Raw genomic sequence first — 19,128 nt, forward strand, 5'->3', positions numbered from 1 at the left:
AGGTCGCAACATGAGTAAGTACCTGGTCACGGGTGGCGCTGGCTACGTCGGCGGTGTGGTCGCCGCCCACCTGCTGGAGGCGGGGCACCGGGTGACCGTCCTGGACGACCTCTCCACCGGTTTCCGCGAGGGCGTCCCGGCCGGTGCCGAGTTCGTCGAGGGCCGGATCCAGGAGGCCGACAAGGTGCTGGACGGCTCCTTCGACGGCGTGCTGCACTTCGCCGCCTCCTCGCAGGTCGGCGAGTCGGTCGCGGACCCGGAGAAGTACTGGCGCAACAACGTGGCCGGCTCGCTGGAGCTGATCAGCGCGATGCGCGCGGCGGGCGTGCGCAAGCTGGTGTTCTCCTCCACCGCCGCGACCTACGGCGAGCCGGAGGCCGTGCCGATCGCCGAGACCGCCCGCACCGCGCCGACCAACACCTACGGCGCCACCAAGCTCGCGGTGGACCACCTGATCACCAGTGAGGCCGTCGCGCACGGCCTGGCCGCCGTCTCGCTGCGCTACTTCAACGTGGCCGGTGCGTACGGGTCCTACGGTGAGCGGCACGACCCCGAGTCGCACCTGATCCCGCTGGTCTTCCAGGCCGCGCTGGGGCAGCGTCCGCACATCGCGGTGTACGGCGACGACTACCCGACCCCGGACGGCACCTGCGTCCGCGACTACATCCACGTCGCGGACCTGGCCGAGGCGCACCTGCTGGCGCTGGACGCGGCGAAGCCGGGCGAGCACCTGATCTGCAACCTGGGCAACGGCAGCGGCTTCTCGGTGCGCGAGGTGATCGAGTCGGTCAAGCGCGTCACCGGCCGGGAGATCCCGGTGCAGGTCGCGGGCCGCCGGGCCGGCGACCCGGCGGTGCTGGTGGCCTCGGCCGCCCGCGCCCACGAGACGCTGGGCTGGACCCCGCGCCGCCCGAACCTGGACGAGATCGTCGCCGACGCCTGGACGTTCACCCTGGCGAAGAACGAGCGGTGAGAAAAGACCGGTGAGCAACGGCCGGTGAGCAGTGGTGGAGTGGGGGTCGGACGGTCCAAGTCCGGCCACTCACGCACCTTCTGACGAAACTTCACCGAATCGCCACGAGCGCGTTTCCCGCCCCGTACGCTGAGTGCGGTACCGGTGGGGGCCGGCGCCCATTCGGCCTCACCGGCCACCGGTGGGCGGGCGGAACGGCGGGTCCGGAACGCGGATGCCGGGCCGGTCCCCGCCCCCGGGCTCGGGCGGTGCGAGCAGGGGGAGGGACGATGGGGCGGATTCGCGTCCTGGTGGTCGACGACCACCGGATCTTCGCCGAGGCACTGGCCGCGGCGCTGGCCGCCGAGCCGGACGTGGAGGTGGGGGCGGCCGGCAGTGCCGCCGCCGCCGAGCGGGCCTTGGAGCGGGCGGCCGGCGAGGGCCGGTCCTACGACGTGGCGTTGATCGACGCCGACCTGGGCGTCGAGCCGGTCGGGACGGTCGGTGCGGCCGGGACGATCGGGACTGGCGGCCAGGCGGGCGTGCCGGGAGCGCAGGCGGGCGGCGGAGTGCCGGCCCGCCGTCGGCCCGGCGCGGAGTACGGCGACGAGGCCCGGCGCGGCCGCGGTGCCCCGCCCGTGCCGCAGCCGCGCCGGCCGGCCGTACCGGTGGGGGTGCCGGTTCCGCTGTCGGGCGGGCTGCCGACCGGGGTGCGGGCCGCGGTGGACCCGCTGCGGGGCGATCAGTTCAGACCCGCCGCCCCGCCACCGGACGGCATCACCCTGCTCGCCCGGCTCCGCCGCGCCCACCCCGGGCTGCGCGCCGTCGTCCTGGCCACCGCCGACGACCCGCACCGCGCCGCCCGCGCCCTGCACGCGGGCGCCACCGGCTGGGTGGCCAAGGAGAGTTCACTGGCCCGGCTGCTGGCGGTGGTCCGGGGCGTGCTGCGGGACGAGACGCACCTGCCGCCCGCGCTGCTCACCGGGGTGATCCGCGAGCTCACCACCGCCCGGCGGGACCGCACCGAGAGCGAGCGGCTGGTGGACACCCTGACGCCGCGGGAGAAGCAGATCCTGCGCTGCATGGTCGCGGGCCTCGGCCGGCAGGCCGTCGCGGAGCGGCTCTACCTGTCGCCGCACACCGTCCGGACGCACATGCAGAACGTGCTGGGAAAGCTCGGGGTGCACTCCACGCTGGCGGCCGTCGCGGTCGCCCGCCGGGCCGGGGTCAGCCCGGCCGAGCCGGCCGCGCCGCCGCCGTCCCCGGTGGTCGGCACCGTCGAACGGCCCTGACCCGCAAGCCCGGGCCCGGAGCCGTCAGCCCGGGATGTTGTCGAACGGGGCGACCAGCACGCGCAGCAGCGCGGCGAGTTCGGTCTGCTGGCCGGAGGTGAGCTGGGCGAGCAGTTCGCGTTCGTGCGCGAGCAGTCCGGCGAGCGCCTGGTCGGCGCGGTCGCGGCCGTCGTCGGTGAGCCTGACCAGCACGCCGCGACGGTCGTCCGGGTCGGGCAGGCGCTTGACCAGGCCCTTGCCGGTGAGGCGGTCGATCCGGTTGGTCATGGTGCCGGAGGTGACCAGGGTCTGGGTGAGCAGCTGGCCGGGGGAGAGCTGGTACGGGGAGCCGGCCCGCCGCAGGGCGGTCAGGACGTCGAACTCCCAGGGCTCCAGCCCGTGCTCGGCGAAGGCGGTGCGGCGGGCGCGGTCCAGGTGCCGGGCGAGCCGGCTGACCCGGCTGAGCACCTCCAGCGGCTCCACGTCGAGGTCGGGGCGCTCCCGGCGCCACGCTGCGACCAGCCTGTCGACCTCGTCCTCCATGACGATCAGTGTATCGGTGGATGTGTCGATGTGAAGTCTCTTGACATCGAGAAATGTGCCAGCAAGGCTAACGCTGGATATCTTGATATCGAGATACCTGTGAGGTGAACCATGACCACCCCCGTCTGGGACCCGGAGCAGTACCTGCGCTTCGCCGACGAACGCAACCGTCCGCTGCGCGAACTGCTCGCCCGCGTCCCCGCCCTCCCGCACCCCGGTGCCGAGGTGATCCTGGACATCGGCTGCGGCCCCGGCAACTCCACCGCCGCGCTGCGCGAGCGCTGGCCGACCGCCCGCCTCACCGGCGTCGACAACTCCGCTCCGATGCTGGCCACCGCCCGTACCGCGGGCGAGCCCACGGCCGAGTACCTGCTCGCCGACGCCCGCGAGTACGACCCGGCCCCGGCCGGGCCCGACCTGATCGTCTCCAACGCCACCCTCCAGTGGGTGGACGGGCACCTGGCGCTGCTGCCGCGCTGGGCGGCGGCCCTCGAACCGGGTGGGGTGCTCGCCTTCCAGGTGCCCGGCAACTTCGACGCCCCCAGCCACACCCTGCTCGCCGACCTGCGCCGCAGCGCCCGCTGGCGGGGCCTGCTCGGCGAGGAGGCCGTCCGGGCCGGCGTCCACCCGCCCGAGCGCTACCTCGACGCCCTGGTCGCCGCCGACTGCCTGCCGGACGTCTGGGAGACCACCTACCGCACCCTGCTGCCGGGGCCGGACCCGGTGCTGGAGTGGGTCAAGGGCACCGCGCTGCGCCCGGTCCTCACCCGGCTCACCGACCCGGCCGACCGGGCCGCCTTCCTGGCCGAGTACGGGCGGCTGCTGCGCGAGGCCTACCCGGCCGGGCCGCACGGGACGGCCTTCCCGTTCCGGCGGATCTTCGCCGTGGGGACCAGGCGGCCGCAGGGGTGAGACGGCCGCAGGGGTGAGACGGCCGTACGGGTGAGGCGGCTGCGGGGCCGGGTCGGCCCGGGCGGCCCGGCCGGTCAGCCCTTGCGCTCGCCGACCAGCCGCGGGTGCCGCTCCAGGCCCTCCAGCCCGTGCCAGGCGAGGTTCACCAGGTGCGCCGCCACCGTCGCCTTGTCCGGCTTGCGGACCTCCAGCCACCACTGCCCGGTCAGCGCGACCATCCCGACCAGCATCTGCGAGTACATCGGGGCCAGCCGGGCGTCGAAGCCGCGGGACTTGAACTCCAGGCCGAGGATGTCCTCGACCTGCGTGGCGATGTCGCTGATCAGCGAGGCGAAGGTGCCGGTCGACTGGGCCACCGGGGAGTCCCGGACCAGGATCCGGAAGCCGTCCGTCGAGGTGTCGATGTAGTCCATCAGCGCGAAGGCGGCCTGCTCCAGCAGCTCGCGCGAGTGCCCGCCGGTCAGGGCCCCGGTGACCATGTCCAGCAGCAGCTGCATCTCGCGGTCGACGACCACCGCGTACAGCCCCTCCTTGCCGCCGAAGTGCTCGTACACCACGGGCTTCGACACCCCGGCGCGCTCGGCGATCTCCTCCACCGAGGTGCCGTCGTAGCCGCGCTCGGCGAAGACCGTCCGGCCGATCTCCAGCAGCTGTTCGCGCCGCTGCTTGCCGGTCATCCGGACCCGGCCGCCCCGGCGGCGGGCCGTCGGGGCCGGGCCGCCGCCGGCGCCCCGGTCCGGACCTCCGTCGTCGGTGCCGGCCGCCGGTGCGGCGGCCCGCGGACGGGCCTGCGCCGTGGCGGGCGCCGCGTCCGTCCGCGTGCCGTGGTGACCGCCCCTGCTGTCTGCGCTGCTCCCGTTCACCCCTACATCATGCTGGAAGCGCCGCCTCATGCGGCGCGGCGGGCGGCGATCCGCTGCGCGTCCGGCCAGCGGACGTCCCGGACCCAGCCGGCCAGCTCGAACCAGCGGATCAGCCGGGCCGAGGAGTCGATCTGCCCGCGGAGCACCCCGTGCCGGGCCGAGGTCGGGTCGGCGTGGTGCAGGTTGTGCCAGGACTCCCCGCAGGAGAGCACGGCCAGCCACCAGACGTTGCCGGAGCGGTCCCGGGAGCGGAAGGGGCGCCGGCCGACGGCGTGGCAGATCGAGTTGATCGACCAGGTGACGTGGTGCAGCAGCGCCACCCGGACCAGCGAACCCCAGAAGAAGGCGGACAGCGCGCCCTCCCAGGACAGGCTCACCAGGCCGCCGATCAGCGCGGGCAGCAGCAGCGAGATGGTGGTCCAGAGCCAGAACAGCCGGGAGATCCGCCGCAGGGCCGGGTCGCGCACCAGGTCCGGGGCGTACGTGAGCTGCGGGGTCTGCTCCTCGTCGAACATCCAGCCCATGTGGGCCCACCAGAGGCCCTTCATCAGCGCCGGGACGCTCTCCCCGTAGCGCCACGGCGAGTGCGGGTCGCCGTCCTTGTCGCTGAACCGGTGGTGCTTGCGGTGGTCGGCCACCCAGCGCACCAGCGGGCCCTCGACGGCGAGGCTCCCGGCGATCGCCAGCGCCAGGCGCATCGGGCGGCCGGCCTTGAAGGCGCCGTGGGTGAAGTAGCGGTGGTAGCCGATGGTGATGCCGTGGCAGGTGAGGTAGTACATGCCGACGGTGATCGCGAGGTCCGTCCAGCCCAGCCCCCGGCCCCAGGCCACCGGGACGGCGGCGACCAGGGCGGCGAACGGCACGAGGATGAACAGGGAGAGCGCGATCCGCTCGGCCGGGCCCTGCTTCTCGCCGCCGCGGGTGGCGGACAGCCGGGTGGCGGCGGTGTCGGAGTCGCCGGTCCCGGCGGTCTGGTCGGCGGTCTCCACGGCGTCGTCGGTCTCCACGGGTGCGGCGGTGTCGGTGGGTTCGGCGGGTTCGGGGTCGGGAGACGGAGTGCGGGACGCGGCGTTCCCCGCGCGCGCCTCGCCTGCCTGGATGGTCATGGGCGTCCCTTGTGCGGCGTCCCGGAACGGGAGCGAAGCGGAGCTACGTTGGCGTAACCTACGGCATCGTAGGTTGCGCTCCGTGTCCAGGGGAACACACCGCCGCGCGGCGCTTGAGTGAATTCACCCGACTGGATGGATGAACCGGGGGGCCGGCGGGTTCGGCCGCCGGGGCTGGAATCCGGGCCGTGGATCGGTCAAGTCGATACCCACGGCAGGGCCCTCTCGGGTAGGGTCTGACACGACTGTCCGCCGTGGTGTAATGGCAGCACAGGGCCCTTTGGAGGCCTTTGTCTGGGTTCGAATCCTAGCGGCGGAGCCTCTGCACGCCTCGGGTTCGGGCGTTATCCGTAGCGCCGGTATTGTCGGTGCTGCTCGGCGGACTGTGCGAATGGCGACCGGCCTGGGTCCGGGCCGGGCCTGCTCTGCCCTCTCTGTGAACCTACCGAGGAGCCTCCCCGCATGGGTGCCAATTCGCTTGCCGCCGTTGTCGTGCTCGCCGCCGGTGGCGGGACCCGGATGAAGTCGAACAAGCTGCCCAAGGTGCTGCACGAGGTGTGCGGCCGCTCGTTGGTGGGTCACGCGGTCTCGGCGGCCCGGGAACTGACGCCCGGCCAGCTGGTCGTCGTGGTCGGCCACCAGCGCGAGCTGGTCGTGGCGCACCTGACGGAGCACTACCCGGCCACCCGCACCGCGGTGCAGGCGGAGCAGAACGGCACCGGGCACGCGGTGCGCACCGCGCTGGAGTCGCTGGCCGCCGACGGCGCCGTGCTGGACGGCACCGTGATCGTCACCGCCGGCGACTCGCCGCTGCTGACCGGGGAGACCCTGCGCCGGCTGGCCGACGCGCACACCGCCCAGCAGAACGGCGTCACCGTGCTGACCGCCGTCGTCCCGGAGCCCTTCGGCTACGGCCGCATCCTGCGGGACGAGGACGGCACCGTCGCCGCGATCGTCGAGGAGCGCGACGCCAGCGCCACCCAGCGCGCGATCACCGAGATCAACTCCGGCGTCTTCGCCTTCGACGCCAAGCTGCTCACCGCGGCGCTGGGCGAGCTCACCACGGACAACTCGCAGGGCGAGGAGTACCTGACCGACACCCTGGAGATCCTGCGCACGGCGGGCCACCGGGTCGGTGCCGTGGTGGCCGACGACCACCGGGACATCCTGGGCATCAACGACCGGGTCCAGCTGGCGCAGGCCCGCCGGCTGCTGAACGACCGCCTGCTGGAGCGGGCGATGCGCGAGGGCGTCACCGTGGTGGACCCGGCGACCACCTGGTTCGACGTGCAGGTCACGTACGAGCCGGACGCCGTGGTGCTGCCGAACACCCAGCTCCAGGGCGCCACGCACCTGGGCGAGGGCTGCGAGGTCGGCCCGAACTCGACCCTCAAGGACACCCTGGTCGGCGCCGGCGCCCGGGCGAGCAACACCACGGCCGACCGCGCCGAGATCGGCGAGCTGGCCACCGCCGGCCCGTACGCCTACCTGCGGCCGGGCGCCCGGCTGGGCCGCAAGGCGAAGGTCGGCACCTACGTCGAGGTGAAGAACTCCGAGCTGGGCGAGGGCGCCAAGGTGCCGCACCTGTCCTACATCGGCGACGCCACGATCGGCGAGGGCACCAACATCGGCGCGGCCTCCGTCACCGTGAACTACGACGGCGTGAACAAGCACCGCACGGTCATCGGCGCGCACTGCCGTACCGGCTCGGACAACATGTTCATCGCCCCGGTCACCGTCGGTGACGGCGCCTACACCGGCGCCGGCTCGGTGATCACCAACGACGTCCCGGCCGGGGCGCTCGGTGTGAACCGGGCCACGCAGCGCAACATCGAGGGCTGGGTCGAGCGCAAGCGCCCCGGGACGGTGTCCGCGCAGGCCGCGAAGGCGGCGGCGGACGGGGCCGAGCAGGCCTGAGCGGGCGGGCCGGGGCCGGGGGACGGTCCCGAGGCGGACGGTTTCTGCGCGGGCGCGTAACCTTGGGGACATACGTGCGCCACAGGGCTTACCGCCCGTGTCCAGGCGTACCGACAATTCCCCAACCCGTACCGCGAGCGGGCCCTGCCTGCCCGCCACCGGGTCGAGGGTTCAGCGTTCGCAACGCGAGGAGACGGTGCAGTGAGCGGGATCACGACGTCGGGTGAGAAGAAGCTGAAGCTCTTCTCCGGCCGTGCCCACCCGGAGCTGGCGAAGGAGGTGGCCGAGGCGCTCGGGACCGAGCTGGTCCCCACCAAGGCCCTGGACTTCGCCAACGGCGAGATCTACGTCCGCTTCCTGGACTCCGCGCGCGGCGCGGACTGCTTCGTGATGCAGAGCCACACGGCTCCCATCAACCAGTGGATCATGGAACAGCTGATCATGATCGATGCTCTGAAGCGGGCCTCCGCCAAGAGCATCACCGCGATCCTGCCGTTCTACGGGTACGCCCGCCAGGACAAGAAGCACCTCGGCCGCGAGCCCATCTCGGCCCGCCTGGTCGCCGACCTGCTGCGCCAGGCCGGCGCCGACCGCCTGATGGCCGTGGACCTGCACACCGCGCAGATCCAGGGCTTCTTCGACGGCCCGGTGGACCACCTGTTCGCGCTGCCGCTGCTGGCCGACTACATCGGCGGGAAGGTCGACCGCGACAAGCTGACGGTCGTCTCCCCGGACGCCGGCCGCGTGAAGGTCGCCGACCAGTGGTGCGACCGGCTGGACGCCCCGCTGGCGATCATCCACAAGCGCCGCGACATCACCCAGGCCAACACCATCCTGTCGGCCGACGTCGTCGGTGACGTCAAGGGCCGGGTCTGCGTGCTGGTCGACGACATGATCGACACCGCCGGCACCATCTGCGCCGCGGCCGACGCGCTGTTCGACAACGGCGCCGCGGACGTCGTGGTGGCCGCCACCCACGGTGTGCTCTCCGGCCCGGCCGCGGACCGGCTGAAGAACTCGCGGGTGAGCGAGTTCGTGTTCACCAACACGCTGCCCACCCCGGCCTCGATCCAGCTGGACAAGATCACCACGCTGTCCATCGCCCCGTCGATCGCCGCCGCGATCCGCGAGGTCTTCGAGGAGGGCTCCGTGACCAGCCTCTTCGAGGGCGTGCACTGACGAAGGCCCGTGCAGGCGGCCCCGGTCCGGACGGGCCGGGGCCGCCGCCGATTTCGCGGGAGGCCGCTCGTGCGGTTAGACTCGTGAAACTGCTCGGCGAGGGATGCCGTGCGCCTGCTTGCCGGGTGCCCGCTCCGTGATCGACGCGCTGCCGGTGCCGGACTCCCGTCCACCGGCAGGCCGTTGCCGCCGAGTGACCCCCGAACGTACTGAGGGTGTGGTCCCGGCGGTTTTCGCATTGCCTGCACCCCCGCGCCATTTCCACGAGGAGTGCAGTCGTGTCCGAGATCCGTATTGCCGCTGAGACCCGTTCCGAGTTCGGCAAGGGTGCCGCCCGTCGCGCCCGCCGCGCCGGCTTCGTCCCCGGTGTCGTCTACGGCCACGGCCACGCCCCGGTTCACCTGAACCTGCCCGGCCACGACCTGATGATGGCCCTGAAGACCCCGAACGCCCTGCTGGTCGTCCCGATCGAGGGCAAGGACGAGTACGTCCTGCCGAAGGCCGTCCAGCGCGAGGCCATCAAGCGCACCATCGAGCACGTCGACCTGCTGCTGGTCAAGCGCGGCGAGAAGGTCACCGTCGAGATCCCGGTCCACACCGAGGGCGAGCTGGCCGCCGGCGGCAACCTGCTGGAGCACGTCCTGAACGCGCTCCCGATCGAGGCCGAGGCCACCCACCTGCCCGAGTCGGTCACCGTCTCGGTCGAGGGCCTGGAGGCCGGCGCGGCCATCCACGCCAAGGACATCGTCCTGCCGGCCGGCGTCACCCTGGCCGTCGACGCCGACGCCGTCGTGCTGCAGGTCATCGGCGCCCAGGCCGCCCCGGCCGAGGACGAGGCCGCCGAGGCCGAGGGCACCGAGGCCTGAGCCTCGCCCCGTTAGTCGGACCGCTGCCCCGGTCGCTCCCGTCGGAGCGCCCGGGGCAGCGGCGTGTCCGGGATGATGACGACGAGCGCGAAGGAGAGGAAGGACGGCATGGCGGACGAGTACGAGGGCCCGTGGCTGGTGGTCGGGCTGGGCAACCCCGGGGAGCAGTACGCCCGGAACCGGCACAACATCGGCTTCATGGTGGTGGACCTGCTGGCGCAGCGGATGGGTGCCAGGTTCAAGGCGCACAAGAGCCGGGCGCAGGTGGCCGAGGGACGGCTGGCGGGCAGGCGGGTGGTGCTGGCCAAGCCGATGTCCTTCATGAACCTCTCCGGCGGGCCGGTGACGGCGCTGCGCGACTTCTACAAGGCGCCGGCCTCGGCGCTGGTCGCCGTCCACGACGAGCTGGACATCGACTACGCGGCGCTGCGGCTGAAGCTGGGCGGCGGGGACAACGGCCACAACGGGCTGAAGTCGATCACCAAGTCGCTGGGCCCGGACTACCACCGGGTGCGCTGCGGGATCGGCCGTCCGCCGGGCCGGATGGAGGTCGCGGACTTCGTGCTGAAGGACTTCTCCGCGACCGAGCGCAAGGAGCTGGAGTGGTTCGTGGACCGCTCGGCGGACGCGGTGGAGGCGCTGCTGTCCGAGGGGCTGGAGCGGGCCCAGGGGACGTACAACTCCTGAGTCTCCTGACCATCCGTCAGGACCCTGTGCGGGGTACGCAACGGTCGTACAACGCTTGGCCCGTCAAACCTGAATCGGTGTGAGAAACCTGTGCGGGATCGGATAGCGTCGGCCTGGTACGCGAACGAGTCCTGGGGAGTTCTCGATGCGGGAATTGCGTCCGGACCGCCGAGTGCGGTGGAGCCGGGGGGTCGAGCTGAGGCGGCTCGGCCGGCGGGTCGGTACGGCCGGTGCACTGGGGGTGGCCGGCGTCCTGCTGTCGGGCGGTGCGGTGGCGCACGCGGAGCCGGTCGCCGAGTCGGACCCGGCGGTCTCCCCGGAGCCGGCGGCGGCGCAGTTCGGCCCGGTGCTCGGTGACTCGATGGGCCCCGACGCGGGGCTGCTGGCGGTCGGCGGCGGCCTGGTGGTCGCGGCCGGCGGCGCGGCGCTGTGGCTGAAGCGCAAGCGCGCGGGCGAGACCGCGGAGTAGGAACCTCACGGCCGAGGGCCGGTGTCCCCGACGGGACACCGGCCCTCGGCCGTTCTCGGGCCGGCCGTCAGCCGGTGTTGCGCAGGCCGGCGGCGATGCCGTTGACGGTCAGCAGCAGCGCGCGGGCGCGCAGCGGGTCGTCCTGGCGCCCGGCCGAGAGCTCCTCGCGCTGGCGGCGCAGCAGCGCGACCTGGAGGTAGGAGATCGGGTCGAGGTAGGCGTCGCGGACGGCGAAGGTCTGCTTCAACACCGGGTTGTGCTCCAGCAGTTCGCTCTCGCCGGTGAGCCGGAGCACCTCGCGCAGGGTGAGCGCGTGCTCGGCCTTGATCTCGTCGAAGACGTGGTGCAGCTCGCCGGGCACCAGCTGCTCGACGTAGTGGCGGGCGATCCGCAGGTCGGTCTTGGCCAGCGTCATGGCGACGTTGGACAGGAAGTTGCGGAAGAAGTGCCACTCGCCGTACATCTCGTCCAGCACGTCGCCGAGGCCGGCCGCGCGGGCGGCGGCGAGGCCGGAGCCGACGCCGTACCAGCCGGGGACGATCTGCCGGGACTGGGTCCAGCCGAACACCCACGGGATGGCCCGCAGGCCGTCCAGGCCGGCGCCGGAGTCGGGGCGGCGGGACGGGCGGGAGCCCAGGTGCAGCGAGGCGAGCTGGTCGACCGGGGTGGAGGCGAAGAAGTACTTCGGCAGGTCCTCCTGCTCGACCAGGCCGCGGTAGGCGGTGTGGGCGGCCTCGGAGACCTGGTCCATCGCGGCGTCCCAGCGGGCCAGCGACTCGGGGGCCTGGCGCGGGGCGGTGTGCAGCGCGGAGGCGGAGAGCGTGGCGGAGAGGGTCAGCTCCAGGTTCTCCCGGGCCAGCGAGGGGAGCAGGTACTTGTCGGAGATGACCTCGCCCTGCTCGGTGACCTTGATCTCGCCCTCCAGGGTGCCCCAGGGCTGGGCCAGGATGGCCTCGTGCGAGGGGCCGCCGCCGCGGCCGACGGTGCCGCCGCGGCCGTGGAACAGGCGCAGCCGGATGCCGTAGCGGTGGGCGACGTCGCGCAGCCGGCGCTGGGCGCGGTGGATCTCCCACTGGGAGGTGGTGATGCCGCCGAACTTGGAGGAGTCGGAGTAGCCGAGCATGACCTCCTGGACGTCGCCGCGCAGCGAGACGAGCAGGCGGTAGGACGGGTCGGAGAGCATCTCGTCGAGGATGCGGTCGGCCTGCTGGAGCTCGTCGGTGGTCTCCAGCAGCGGCACGATGCCGATCTTGGCGATGCCGGCGTGCAGGTCGATCAGGCCGGCCTCGCGGGCCAGCACGGTGGCGGCGAAGACGTCGTCGGCGCCCTGGCACATCGAGATGATGTAGCTCTCGACGATCTCGTCGCCGAAGCGCTCGAAGCCCTGGCGGACGGTGTTGAAGACGCCGAGGGTCTTGGTGCCGGCCTCGTCCAGCGGGGCCGGGGTGGGGGCGAGCGGGCGGCGCGAGCGGAGCTCCTTGGCGAGCAGCTTCTGCCGGTACTCGCGGGGCATGTCGGCGTAGCGCCAGGCCTCCTCGCCGAGCCGGTCGAAGAGCTGGCCGAGGGCGTGGTGGTGGGCCTCGGCGTGCTCGCGCACGTCCATGGTGGCGAGCTGGAGGCCGAAGGCCTCGACGGTGCGGATGGCGCGGGCGAGGCGGCCGTCGGCGATGAGCTCGCCGCGGTGGGAGCGCAGCGAGTCCTGGATCAGCCGCAGGTCGGCGATCAGCTCGCGGGTGCCGAGGTAGTCGCGGCCCTCGACGTGCGGGGTGCCGCCGGCCAGCCGCTCGCGGGTGTTCTCCAGCTTGAGCCGGATGCAGGTGGCCTTGAGGCGGTAGGGCTCCTCGGCGTTCATCCGCTTGTAGCGCGGGCTGAGTTCGGGGAGCAGGTGCAGGTCGGTGTTGAGCGAGGCGAGCAGCTCGACCGAGGCGCCGGCCAGCCGCTCGGAGGTGGAGAGCGTGTTGCGCAGGTCGTCGATCGCGGCGAGCGCGTCCTTGATGCCGTACTCGTGCTGGAGGTTGAGGACGTCCCAGGTGACCTGCGGGGTGACGTTGGGGTTGCCGTCGCGGTCGCCGCCGATCCAGGTGCCGAAGGTGAGCGGGCGCACGCCGTCGGGCAGGCTCAGGCCGACCCGGGCGAGCTCCTCGTGCAGCTCCTCCAGGACCTCGGGGACGGCCTCGCGGTAGAGCTCGTCCAGGTAGTAGACGGCGTTGCGGGCCTCGTCGGTGGGCTCGGGGCGGGCGATGCGCAGCTCGTCGGTCTGCCAGAGCAGGTCGATGACCTCGGCCAGGCGGCGGTCGGCGGAGCGCTTGGCGCTGCTGGTGCGGGCCTGGTCGGCGGCGGCCAGGCCGGAGGTGACCTCGTCGCGGTGGATGCGGTCGAGGAGTTCGCCGATCCGGCGCAGCTTGTTGAGGACGCTGCGGCGGGCGGCCTCGGTGGGGTGCGCGGTGAAGACCGGGCGGACCGCGAGGTGGGCCAGGGTGTCCTGGAGGTGCTTGGCGTCGGCCTCGGCGAGCAGGTCGGCGGTCTGCGCGAGCAGCGAGCCCTCGCGGGCGCGGCGGGTGGCGAACTCGCGGCCGCGGTGCACCTGCTCGGTGACGTTGGCGAGGTGGAAGTAGGTGGAGAACGCCCGGACCAGCTTCGCGGCGGTGTCCAGGTCGATGTCGGAGAGGAGTTCGGCGGTGGCCTCGCCGTCGGTGCGGCTCAGCAGGCGGACCTGTTCGACCAGGCCCAGCAGCTGGGGGCCCTCCTGGCGGACCAGCGTCTCGCCGAGCAGGTCGCCGAGGCGGCGGATGTCCGCACGCAGGGCGGCGTTGTCGGGATCGGCGACGACGGGCGTGGGGCTGTCCGCCGGGGTGGGGACCGGAGCGGTCACGGCTGGCTCCCTGTGGTGGTGGGGTTCGGCAACGGCTCATCGTCACAGGTCCACACGCGTGTGGCGGGTGTGACGCGTGCGGACCGCGCTGTCCGACGCGACCAGCATAGGTGTCGGGGAGGGTGCTGTCCGCGACGTGGCCGGATGGCGGACAGGGCTGCCGAAAACCACCTGTGGTCTGGACCACTTGACGGCCTAGGGGGGTGTACGGGGAGATCCCGGTGGGGAGGGGAGGGGGTTGCCGCTTACGCTGTGGGGCATGAGCAACTCGCCTGGGGAGCGCGTGCCGGTCCGGTCGTTCTTGTGGTGGAAGCGGCCGCGCAGCGCTTTCCTGGACATCGGGCTGGCGTTGCTCGCCGCCGTCGAGTGCGCGGCCAGCACGATCGCCTTCCTCTCCGCCCGGATCCACGTCAGCACCGCGGGAGCGGTCGGGATAGCCGTGCTCGGCACGCTGGCCGGCGGCTCCCTGGTGGTGCGCCGGCGCTGGCCGGCCGTCCCGGTGCTGGTGACGCTGCTGGTGATGCCCGGGATGCTGGGCGTGGTGCTGCTGGTGGTGGCGCTGTACACGCTGGCGTCGACCTGGGAGTGGCCCTCGCGGCGCCGCCGGGTGGTCGCGCTGTCCGCGCTGGCCTTCGCCGAGGCGGCCGCCGTGATGGCGGTGTCGCTGATGACGCCCGGGGACGGGCCGGTGGACCCGCCGCCGCTGTGGGGTCAGATCCTGCTGTCGCTGCTGGTGGCGGTCGGGCTGACGGTCGCCCCGGTGCTGACCGGACTGTACGTCGGCGCGCGGCGGCGGCTGATCGAGTCGCTCAAGGACCGCGCGCACGGCCTGGAGACCGAGCTGGACCTGCTGGCCGAGCAGGCGCAGGAGCGCGCCCGCCGGGCCCGGCTGGAGGAGCGCACCCGGATCGCCCGGGAGATGCACGACGTGGTGGCGCACCGGGTGTCGCTGATGGTGGTGCACGCCGGGGCGCTGGAGCGGATCGTCGGCAAGGACCCGGAGAAGGCGGCGCAGAGCGCCAAGCTGATGGGCGAGGTCGGCCGGCAGGCGCTGAACGAACTGCGCGAGATCCTCGGGGTGCTGCGGATGGACGACGAGCGGCAGCCGGAGCCGGACTCGCTGGCCGGGCTGCCGCGGCTGGTGGACCAGTCCCGGGTGGCCGGGATGGCGGTGACCCTGACGGTCAGCGGCAGCCGGCAGGAGTTCACCGGCGAGGCCGAGCAGACCGCCTACCGGGTCGTCCAGGAGGGCCTGACCAACGCGCACAAGCACGCGGGCGGCGCCCAGGTGTCCGTCCTGCTCTCGTACGCGCCGAACGGGGTGCGGGTGGCCGTGGTGAACGCCTGCCCGGGCGGGGAGCGGGGCGCGGCGAAGCTGCCCAGCGGGGGCAACGGGCTGGTCGGGATGCGGGAACGGGTGATCGCGCTGGGCGGCACCTTCTCCTCCGGGCCGGAGGCGGACGGCGGGTTCCGGATCGAGGCGGTGCTGCCGTCCCGGCTGGCGGTGCGGGCCGAGCGGCTGCGCTGAGCCGGGCCCGGTGCTCCGGCGCTCCCGGTGCTCCTCCTCCGTACGCCTCGGTGCCCGTCAGTACTCGTCAGTACTCGTCCGGGGTCCGCAGCCGCTCCGGGGCCGTGCCCAGGACCAGGGCGGAGACCGCCTGGTCGATGCCGTGCCCGAGGAACCACTCGCCGGTGTGGTCCAGGCTGTAGACCCGGCCCTCCTCGTCGACGGCCAGCAGCGCCTGCCCGTACGCCTCCTCGCCGAGCGGGGCCAGCCGGGTGCCCAGCGCCCGGCCGAGGTCGAGCAGGGTGCGCGGCTGGTGCAGGCCGCACAGCGGGTCGATCAGGAACGGCGTGCGGGCCAGCTGGCGGCCCGGGCCGGACAGGTCGAAGGCGAGGCCGCCGAACTCGGCCCAGGCCTCCACCGCCGCCGGGAACACCGCGTGCGTCACACCGGTGGGCGCGCCGTACCCGACCAGGGCGTCGGCCCACTCCTCGGCCTGCCGGATCTGCCAGCGGCCGGGGTGCCAGCCGGCCGCCTTGAGCTCGGCGGCGACGTCGGCGGGGAAGCGCGGGCGGGTCCGGGCGCCGGCGGGGGAGAGGGTGGCCGGTGCGGGCGGGATGGGCGGGTTCAGGGCGGGCTCCAGGGCTGGGGGACGGGGGACGTGTCGGCGGCTCGGCCGGCCGGTGCGCGGGCGGTCAGTGCGCGGGCGGCCCGACGGCGACGCTGCGCACGGTGAAGTGCTCCAGCATCGGAGCGCAGGAGCGGCAGGGCGGGGCGTGGCTGCCGTGCGCCGGATCCCCCTCCTCGCGGATGCGGACGGTCGTCATCCGGGAGCCCTTGAGCGCCTTGCGGGCCTCGTGCAGCGTCATCGGCTTGCGGGCGGCGCGCTTGGAGCGCCGGCCGTCGACGGTGGCCAGGTGCTGGGAGAGCAGGACGGCCTCCGGGCAGCGGCCGGTGAACCGTTCGCGGGCCTCCGTCGGCAGGGCGTCCAGGAAATCGGCGACCAGGTGGTGCAGCACCGGGCGGCGCGGGTCCTTGTCGCCCGCCAGGGTGTGCACCTCGCCGCCCTTGAGCGACAGCGCGGCGGCGACGGCGGGCAGCAGGCTGTCGCGGTGGTGGCGCAGCACGGGCGGGCCCGCCGGCTCACCGGTGGTCATCCGTCGTCCTCCTCCTGGTAACCCGGTGTCGGCCGGAGTGACCGGGCCCGTCCGGGGCAAGCCTGTTCAGGGGCAAGCCTGTCAAACGGCACTGACAACCGCGCAACCGGGGTGCGGCGGCGGCCGGTGGCGCCACGGACCGGCCCGGCGGTCACCCGATGCTGGCCGAACGCGCACGCGTCCGTCACGACTTGTCCGCCGATTTACCGAAACGGCCCCGGAGGCCGGTACGCGGCCGGTACCGTTCCGGCAGCGAGCCGAAGGGGGACGCGGCCGACCGCGCGGAGCAACCGCCGGGCGGGCCCGACTCCCGTGCCCGCGCCGGACGTTGAGGCCACCGGGGAGGGCCTGCCGCCCACCCCGGCGCTGAGCGAAGGGGCCCGTGCGATGACGTCGGAACCGCAGGACGACCACTGGCAGGCCGCCAACCAGGCACCCGGCGGCCACGTACCCGCACCGGACGAGCCGCCCCGGCCGGTGCCCGAGCGCCCCGTCGGGCTGGCCGTGGTCGGGGCCGGCTACTGGGGCCCGAAGCTGGTCCGCAACGCGCAGCAGACCCGGGCGCTGCGGCTGCACTGGCTGTGCGACCTGGACGAGGCCAAGGCCCGCGCGGTGCTGGGGGAGTACAGCACCGTCGGGGCGACCGCCAGCTACCGGCGGGTGCTGGCGGACGAACGGGTCGGCGCGGTCGCGGTGGCCACACCGGCGGGCGCCCACTACGCGCTGGTGCGGGCGGCGCTGGAGGCCGGCAAGCACGTCCTGGTGGAGAAGCCGATCACCACCTCCGCCGCCGAGGCCGAGGAGCTGGTCGACCTGGCCGAGCGGCGCGGGCTGGTGCTGATGTGCGACCACACCTTCTGCTACACCCCGGCGGTGCGGCGGATCCGCGAGCTGGTCCACGGCGGGGAGATCGGGGACGTCCAGTTCTTCGACTCGGTGCGGATCAACCTCGGCCTGGTGCAGCCGGACGTCGACGTGCTGTGGGACCTCGCCCCGCACGACCTGTCGATCCTGGACTTCGTGCTGCCGCCCGGGGTCGAACCGGTCGGGGTGTCCGCCCAGGGCGCCGACCCGATCGGGGCCGGCCGCGCCTGCGTCGCGTACCTGACGGTCCGGCTCAGCAACGGCGCGCTCGCGCACTGCCACGTCAACTGGCTCTCCCCGACCAAGGTCCGCACCACCCTGATCGGCGGCTCGCGGCGCACCCTGGTCTGGGACGACCTCAACCCGCAGGCCCGGCTGGCGGTGCACGACCGGGGCGTCGACCTCACCCCGCCCGACCAGCTCACCGACGAGATCCGGCACCGGGCGCTGATCTCCTACCGGGTCGGCGAGATGGTCGCGCCGGCGCTGGTCGAGCAGGAGGCGCTGCGCAACGTGATGGCCGAGTTCGCCGCCGCCATCACCGAGGGCCGGGCCCCGCTCACCGACGGCCGGGCCGGGGTGCGGGTGCTGCAGCTGCTGGAGGCGGCCTCGCTCAGCCTCGAACTCGGCGGGGTCACCGTGCCGGTGGGCGCGGCGGTCCGGGCCGGGGCGGAGGCGCGGTGAGCGGGGTGGTGCACGGTTCGGGGGGCGTCCCGGGGAGCGGTGCGGCGGGGGACGGCGTTCCGCTGGTCGATCTGGCGGCGGCGCACGCCGAGGTGGCGCAGGAGGTGCGGGCCGGCTTCGACCGGGTGCTCGCCTCCGGAGCCTTCGTCAAGGGCCCCGAAGTGGCCGCCTTCGAGCGGGAGTACGCGGCCTTCGTCGGCGTCCGGCACTGCGTGGGCGCCGCCAACGGCACCGACGCGCTCGAACTGGCCCTGCGCGCCCTGGACCTGCCGCCCGGCGGCGGGGTGGTGCTGCCCGCCAACACCTTCGTCGCCACCGCCGAGGCGGTGCTGCGGGCCGGGCTGCGCCCGGTGCTCGTCGACGCCGACCCGGAGTACCTGCTGATGGACCCGGAACGGGCCGCCGCCGCACTGCCCGGCGCGGTCGCGCTGCTGCCCGTCCACCTCTTCGGCCAACTCGCCCCGATGGGCCCGCTGCTGGCGGCGGCCGACGGCCGTCCGGTGGTGGAGGACGCGGCGCAGTCCCAGGGCGCCCGGCAGCACGGGCGCACCTGGTACGGGCGGATCGCGGCCACCAGCTTCTACCCGGGCAAGAACCTCGGCGCCTACGGTGACGCCGGGGCGGTGCTCACCGACGACGACGCCCTGGCCGACGCCGTCCGGCTGACCGGCGACCACGGCGCCCGCGACCGGTACCGGCACGAACGGTTCGGCTGCAACTCCCGGCTGGACGCGCTGCAGGCCGTCGTGCTGCGCGCCAAACTGCGCCGGCTGCCCGCCTGGAACGCCGCCCGCCGGGCCGCCGCCGCCCGCTACGACGCGCTGCTGGGCGGGCTGGACGGACTCGCCCTGCCCCGTACCGCGCCCGGCAACGAGCACGTCCGGCACCTGTACCCGGTGCGGATCGGCCCCGGTCGGGACCGCGACGCGGTGCTGGCCGCGCTGCACGCCGCCGGGATCGGCGCCGGGGTGCACTACCCGGTGCCGGTCCACCTGCAACCCGCGTTCCGTCACCTCGGCCACCGCGAGGGGACGTTCCCGGTCGCCGAGCGGGCCGCCCGCGAACTGCTCAGCCTGCCGCTGCACCCGCACCTCACCGAGGCCCGGCAGCTGCGGGTGGCCGAGGCGCTGGCGCGGGCGCTGGGCGGGCGGCTGTGACGGCGGGGGCACTGCCCGCGCTCCGGGCTCTCCGGGGCAGGGGCCCGTCGTCCGCCTGGCTGACCGGGGGTTGAGGGCAGGCCCTAGGCTGGTGCCCAGCAAGCACCGTATTTTGCAGCAGCCAG

At 73.9% G+C, this 19,128-nt stretch carries 17 protein-coding genes and 1 tRNA gene; 12 read left to right on the forward strand and 6 right to left on the reverse strand.

Translation table 11 applies throughout. The features are described from left to right. The first annotated feature begins 10 nt into the window (after positions 1-10). Entirely contained in the window at positions 11-973 is a 963-nt protein-coding gene (gene galE, locus ACFVU7_RS04470; RefSeq protein ID WP_388044271.1) for a UDP-glucose 4-epimerase GalE, read from the forward strand. Positions 974-1,242: 269 nt separating this feature from the next. Further along, positions 1,243-2,244: a response regulator transcription factor gene (locus ACFVU7_RS04475; RefSeq protein ID WP_074001286.1), complete on the forward strand. Its 1,002-nt coding sequence runs from the start codon at positions 1,243-1,245 to the stop codon at positions 2,242-2,244. 24 nt (positions 2,245-2,268) lie between these two features. Here ACFVU7_RS04475 and ACFVU7_RS04480 read toward each other — a convergent pair whose 3' ends face one another. Beyond that, positions 2,269-2,766 (reverse strand): MarR family winged helix-turn-helix transcriptional regulator, encoded by a 498-nt coding sequence (locus tag ACFVU7_RS04480; protein ID WP_049660288.1) that lies wholly within the window; start codon positions 2,764-2,766, stop codon positions 2,269-2,271. A gap of 111 nt (positions 2,767-2,877) precedes the next feature. Here ACFVU7_RS04480 and ACFVU7_RS04485 point away from each other — a divergent pair, with 111 nt between their 5' ends. Then, positions 2,878-3,678, forward strand: a complete 801-nt coding sequence (locus ACFVU7_RS04485) for a methyltransferase domain-containing protein (protein WP_388044272.1) — start codon at positions 2,878-2,880, stop codon at positions 3,676-3,678. A gap of 74 nt (positions 3,679-3,752) precedes the next feature. Here the strand turns inward: ACFVU7_RS04485 and ACFVU7_RS04490 are convergent, their stop codons facing one another. After that, positions 3,753-4,355, reverse strand: a complete 603-nt coding sequence (locus ACFVU7_RS04490) for a TetR/AcrR family transcriptional regulator (RefSeq protein WP_063780418.1) — start codon at positions 4,353-4,355, stop codon at positions 3,753-3,755. Positions 4,356-4,567: 212 nt separating this feature from the next. After that, entirely contained in the window at positions 4,568-5,647 is a 1,080-nt protein-coding gene (locus ACFVU7_RS04495; RefSeq protein WP_388044273.1) for an acyl-CoA desaturase, read from the reverse strand. Positions 5,648-5,895: 248 nt separating this feature from the next. On the opposite strand from ACFVU7_RS04495, the gene ACFVU7_RS04500 reads away from it, so the two are divergent. The 6 genes from ACFVU7_RS04500 (at position 5,896) to ACFVU7_RS04525 (ending at position 10,765) form a co-directional block, all read left to right on the forward strand. Beyond that, positions 5,896-5,966 (forward strand) — tRNA-Gln (locus ACFVU7_RS04500). A gap of 143 nt (positions 5,967-6,109) precedes the next feature. After that, complete coding sequence (gene glmU / locus ACFVU7_RS04505; protein ID WP_388044274.1) at positions 6,110-7,564, forward strand: bifunctional UDP-N-acetylglucosamine diphosphorylase/glucosamine-1-phosphate N-acetyltransferase GlmU; 1,455 nt, start codon at positions 6,110-6,112, stop codon at positions 7,562-7,564. Between the two features lie 201 nt (positions 7,565-7,765). Further along, a complete protein-coding gene (locus ACFVU7_RS04510) occupies positions 7,766-8,743 on the forward strand; it encodes a ribose-phosphate diphosphokinase (protein ID WP_049653615.1) in 978 nt (325 codons plus the stop codon). 278 nt (positions 8,744-9,021) lie between these two features. Next, entirely contained in the window at positions 9,022-9,609 is a 588-nt protein-coding gene (locus tag ACFVU7_RS04515; RefSeq protein ID WP_049653621.1) for a 50S ribosomal protein L25/general stress protein Ctc, read from the forward strand. A gap of 108 nt (positions 9,610-9,717) precedes the next feature. Continuing rightward, positions 9,718-10,296: an aminoacyl-tRNA hydrolase gene (pth, locus tag ACFVU7_RS04520; protein WP_388044276.1), complete on the forward strand. Its 579-nt coding sequence runs from the start codon at positions 9,718-9,720 to the stop codon at positions 10,294-10,296. Positions 10,297-10,441: 145 nt separating this feature from the next. Continuing rightward, complete coding sequence (locus ACFVU7_RS04525) at positions 10,442-10,765, forward strand: hypothetical protein (protein ID WP_143204483.1); 324 nt, start codon at positions 10,442-10,444, stop codon at positions 10,763-10,765. 67 nt (positions 10,766-10,832) lie between these two features. Here ACFVU7_RS04525 and ppc read toward each other — a convergent pair whose 3' ends face one another. Further along, on the reverse strand, positions 10,833-13,637 hold the full coding sequence (gene ppc, locus ACFVU7_RS04530) for a phosphoenolpyruvate carboxylase (RefSeq protein WP_049653627.1): 2,805 nt from the start codon (positions 13,635-13,637) through the stop codon (positions 10,833-10,835). Between the two features lie 259 nt (positions 13,638-13,896). Here ppc and ACFVU7_RS04535 point away from each other — a divergent pair, with 259 nt between their 5' ends. Further along, complete coding sequence (locus tag ACFVU7_RS04535) at positions 13,897-15,165, forward strand: sensor histidine kinase (protein ID WP_049653628.1); 1,269 nt, start codon at positions 13,897-13,899, stop codon at positions 15,163-15,165. 67 nt (positions 15,166-15,232) lie between these two features. Here ACFVU7_RS04535 and ACFVU7_RS04540 read toward each other — a convergent pair whose 3' ends face one another. Both ACFVU7_RS04540 and ACFVU7_RS04545 read right to left on the reverse strand, forming a co-directional pair. Beyond that, positions 15,233-15,760, reverse strand: coding sequence for an SUKH-3 domain-containing protein (locus ACFVU7_RS04540; RefSeq protein ID WP_049653631.1), 528 nt, complete (start codon positions 15,758-15,760; stop codon positions 15,233-15,235). A 76-nt stretch (positions 15,761-15,836) separates the two neighbouring features. Then, a complete protein-coding gene (locus ACFVU7_RS04545; RefSeq protein WP_388044278.1) occupies positions 15,837-16,298 on the reverse strand; it encodes a YwqJ-related putative deaminase in 462 nt (153 codons plus the stop codon). A 387-nt stretch (positions 16,299-16,685) separates the two neighbouring features. On the opposite strand from ACFVU7_RS04545, the gene ACFVU7_RS04550 reads away from it, so the two are divergent. Then, complete coding sequence (locus ACFVU7_RS04550; RefSeq protein WP_079271916.1) at positions 16,686-17,846, forward strand: Gfo/Idh/MocA family protein; 1,161 nt, start codon at positions 16,686-16,688, stop codon at positions 17,844-17,846. Next, positions 17,843-19,003 carry a DegT/DnrJ/EryC1/StrS family aminotransferase gene (locus tag ACFVU7_RS04555; RefSeq protein WP_388044279.1) on the forward strand — a complete coding sequence of 387 codons (1,161 nt, stop codon included), beginning with the start codon at positions 17,843-17,845 and terminating at the stop codon, positions 19,001-19,003. The genes ACFVU7_RS04550 and ACFVU7_RS04555 overlap by 4 nt, the downstream gene beginning before the upstream one ends. Positions 19,004-19,128 lie beyond the last annotated feature (125 nt).

It is taken from the genome of Kitasatospora sp. NPDC058046 (assembly GCF_042885595.1).
Lineage (GTDB): Bacteria > Actinomycetota > Actinomycetes > Streptomycetales > Streptomycetaceae > Kitasatospora.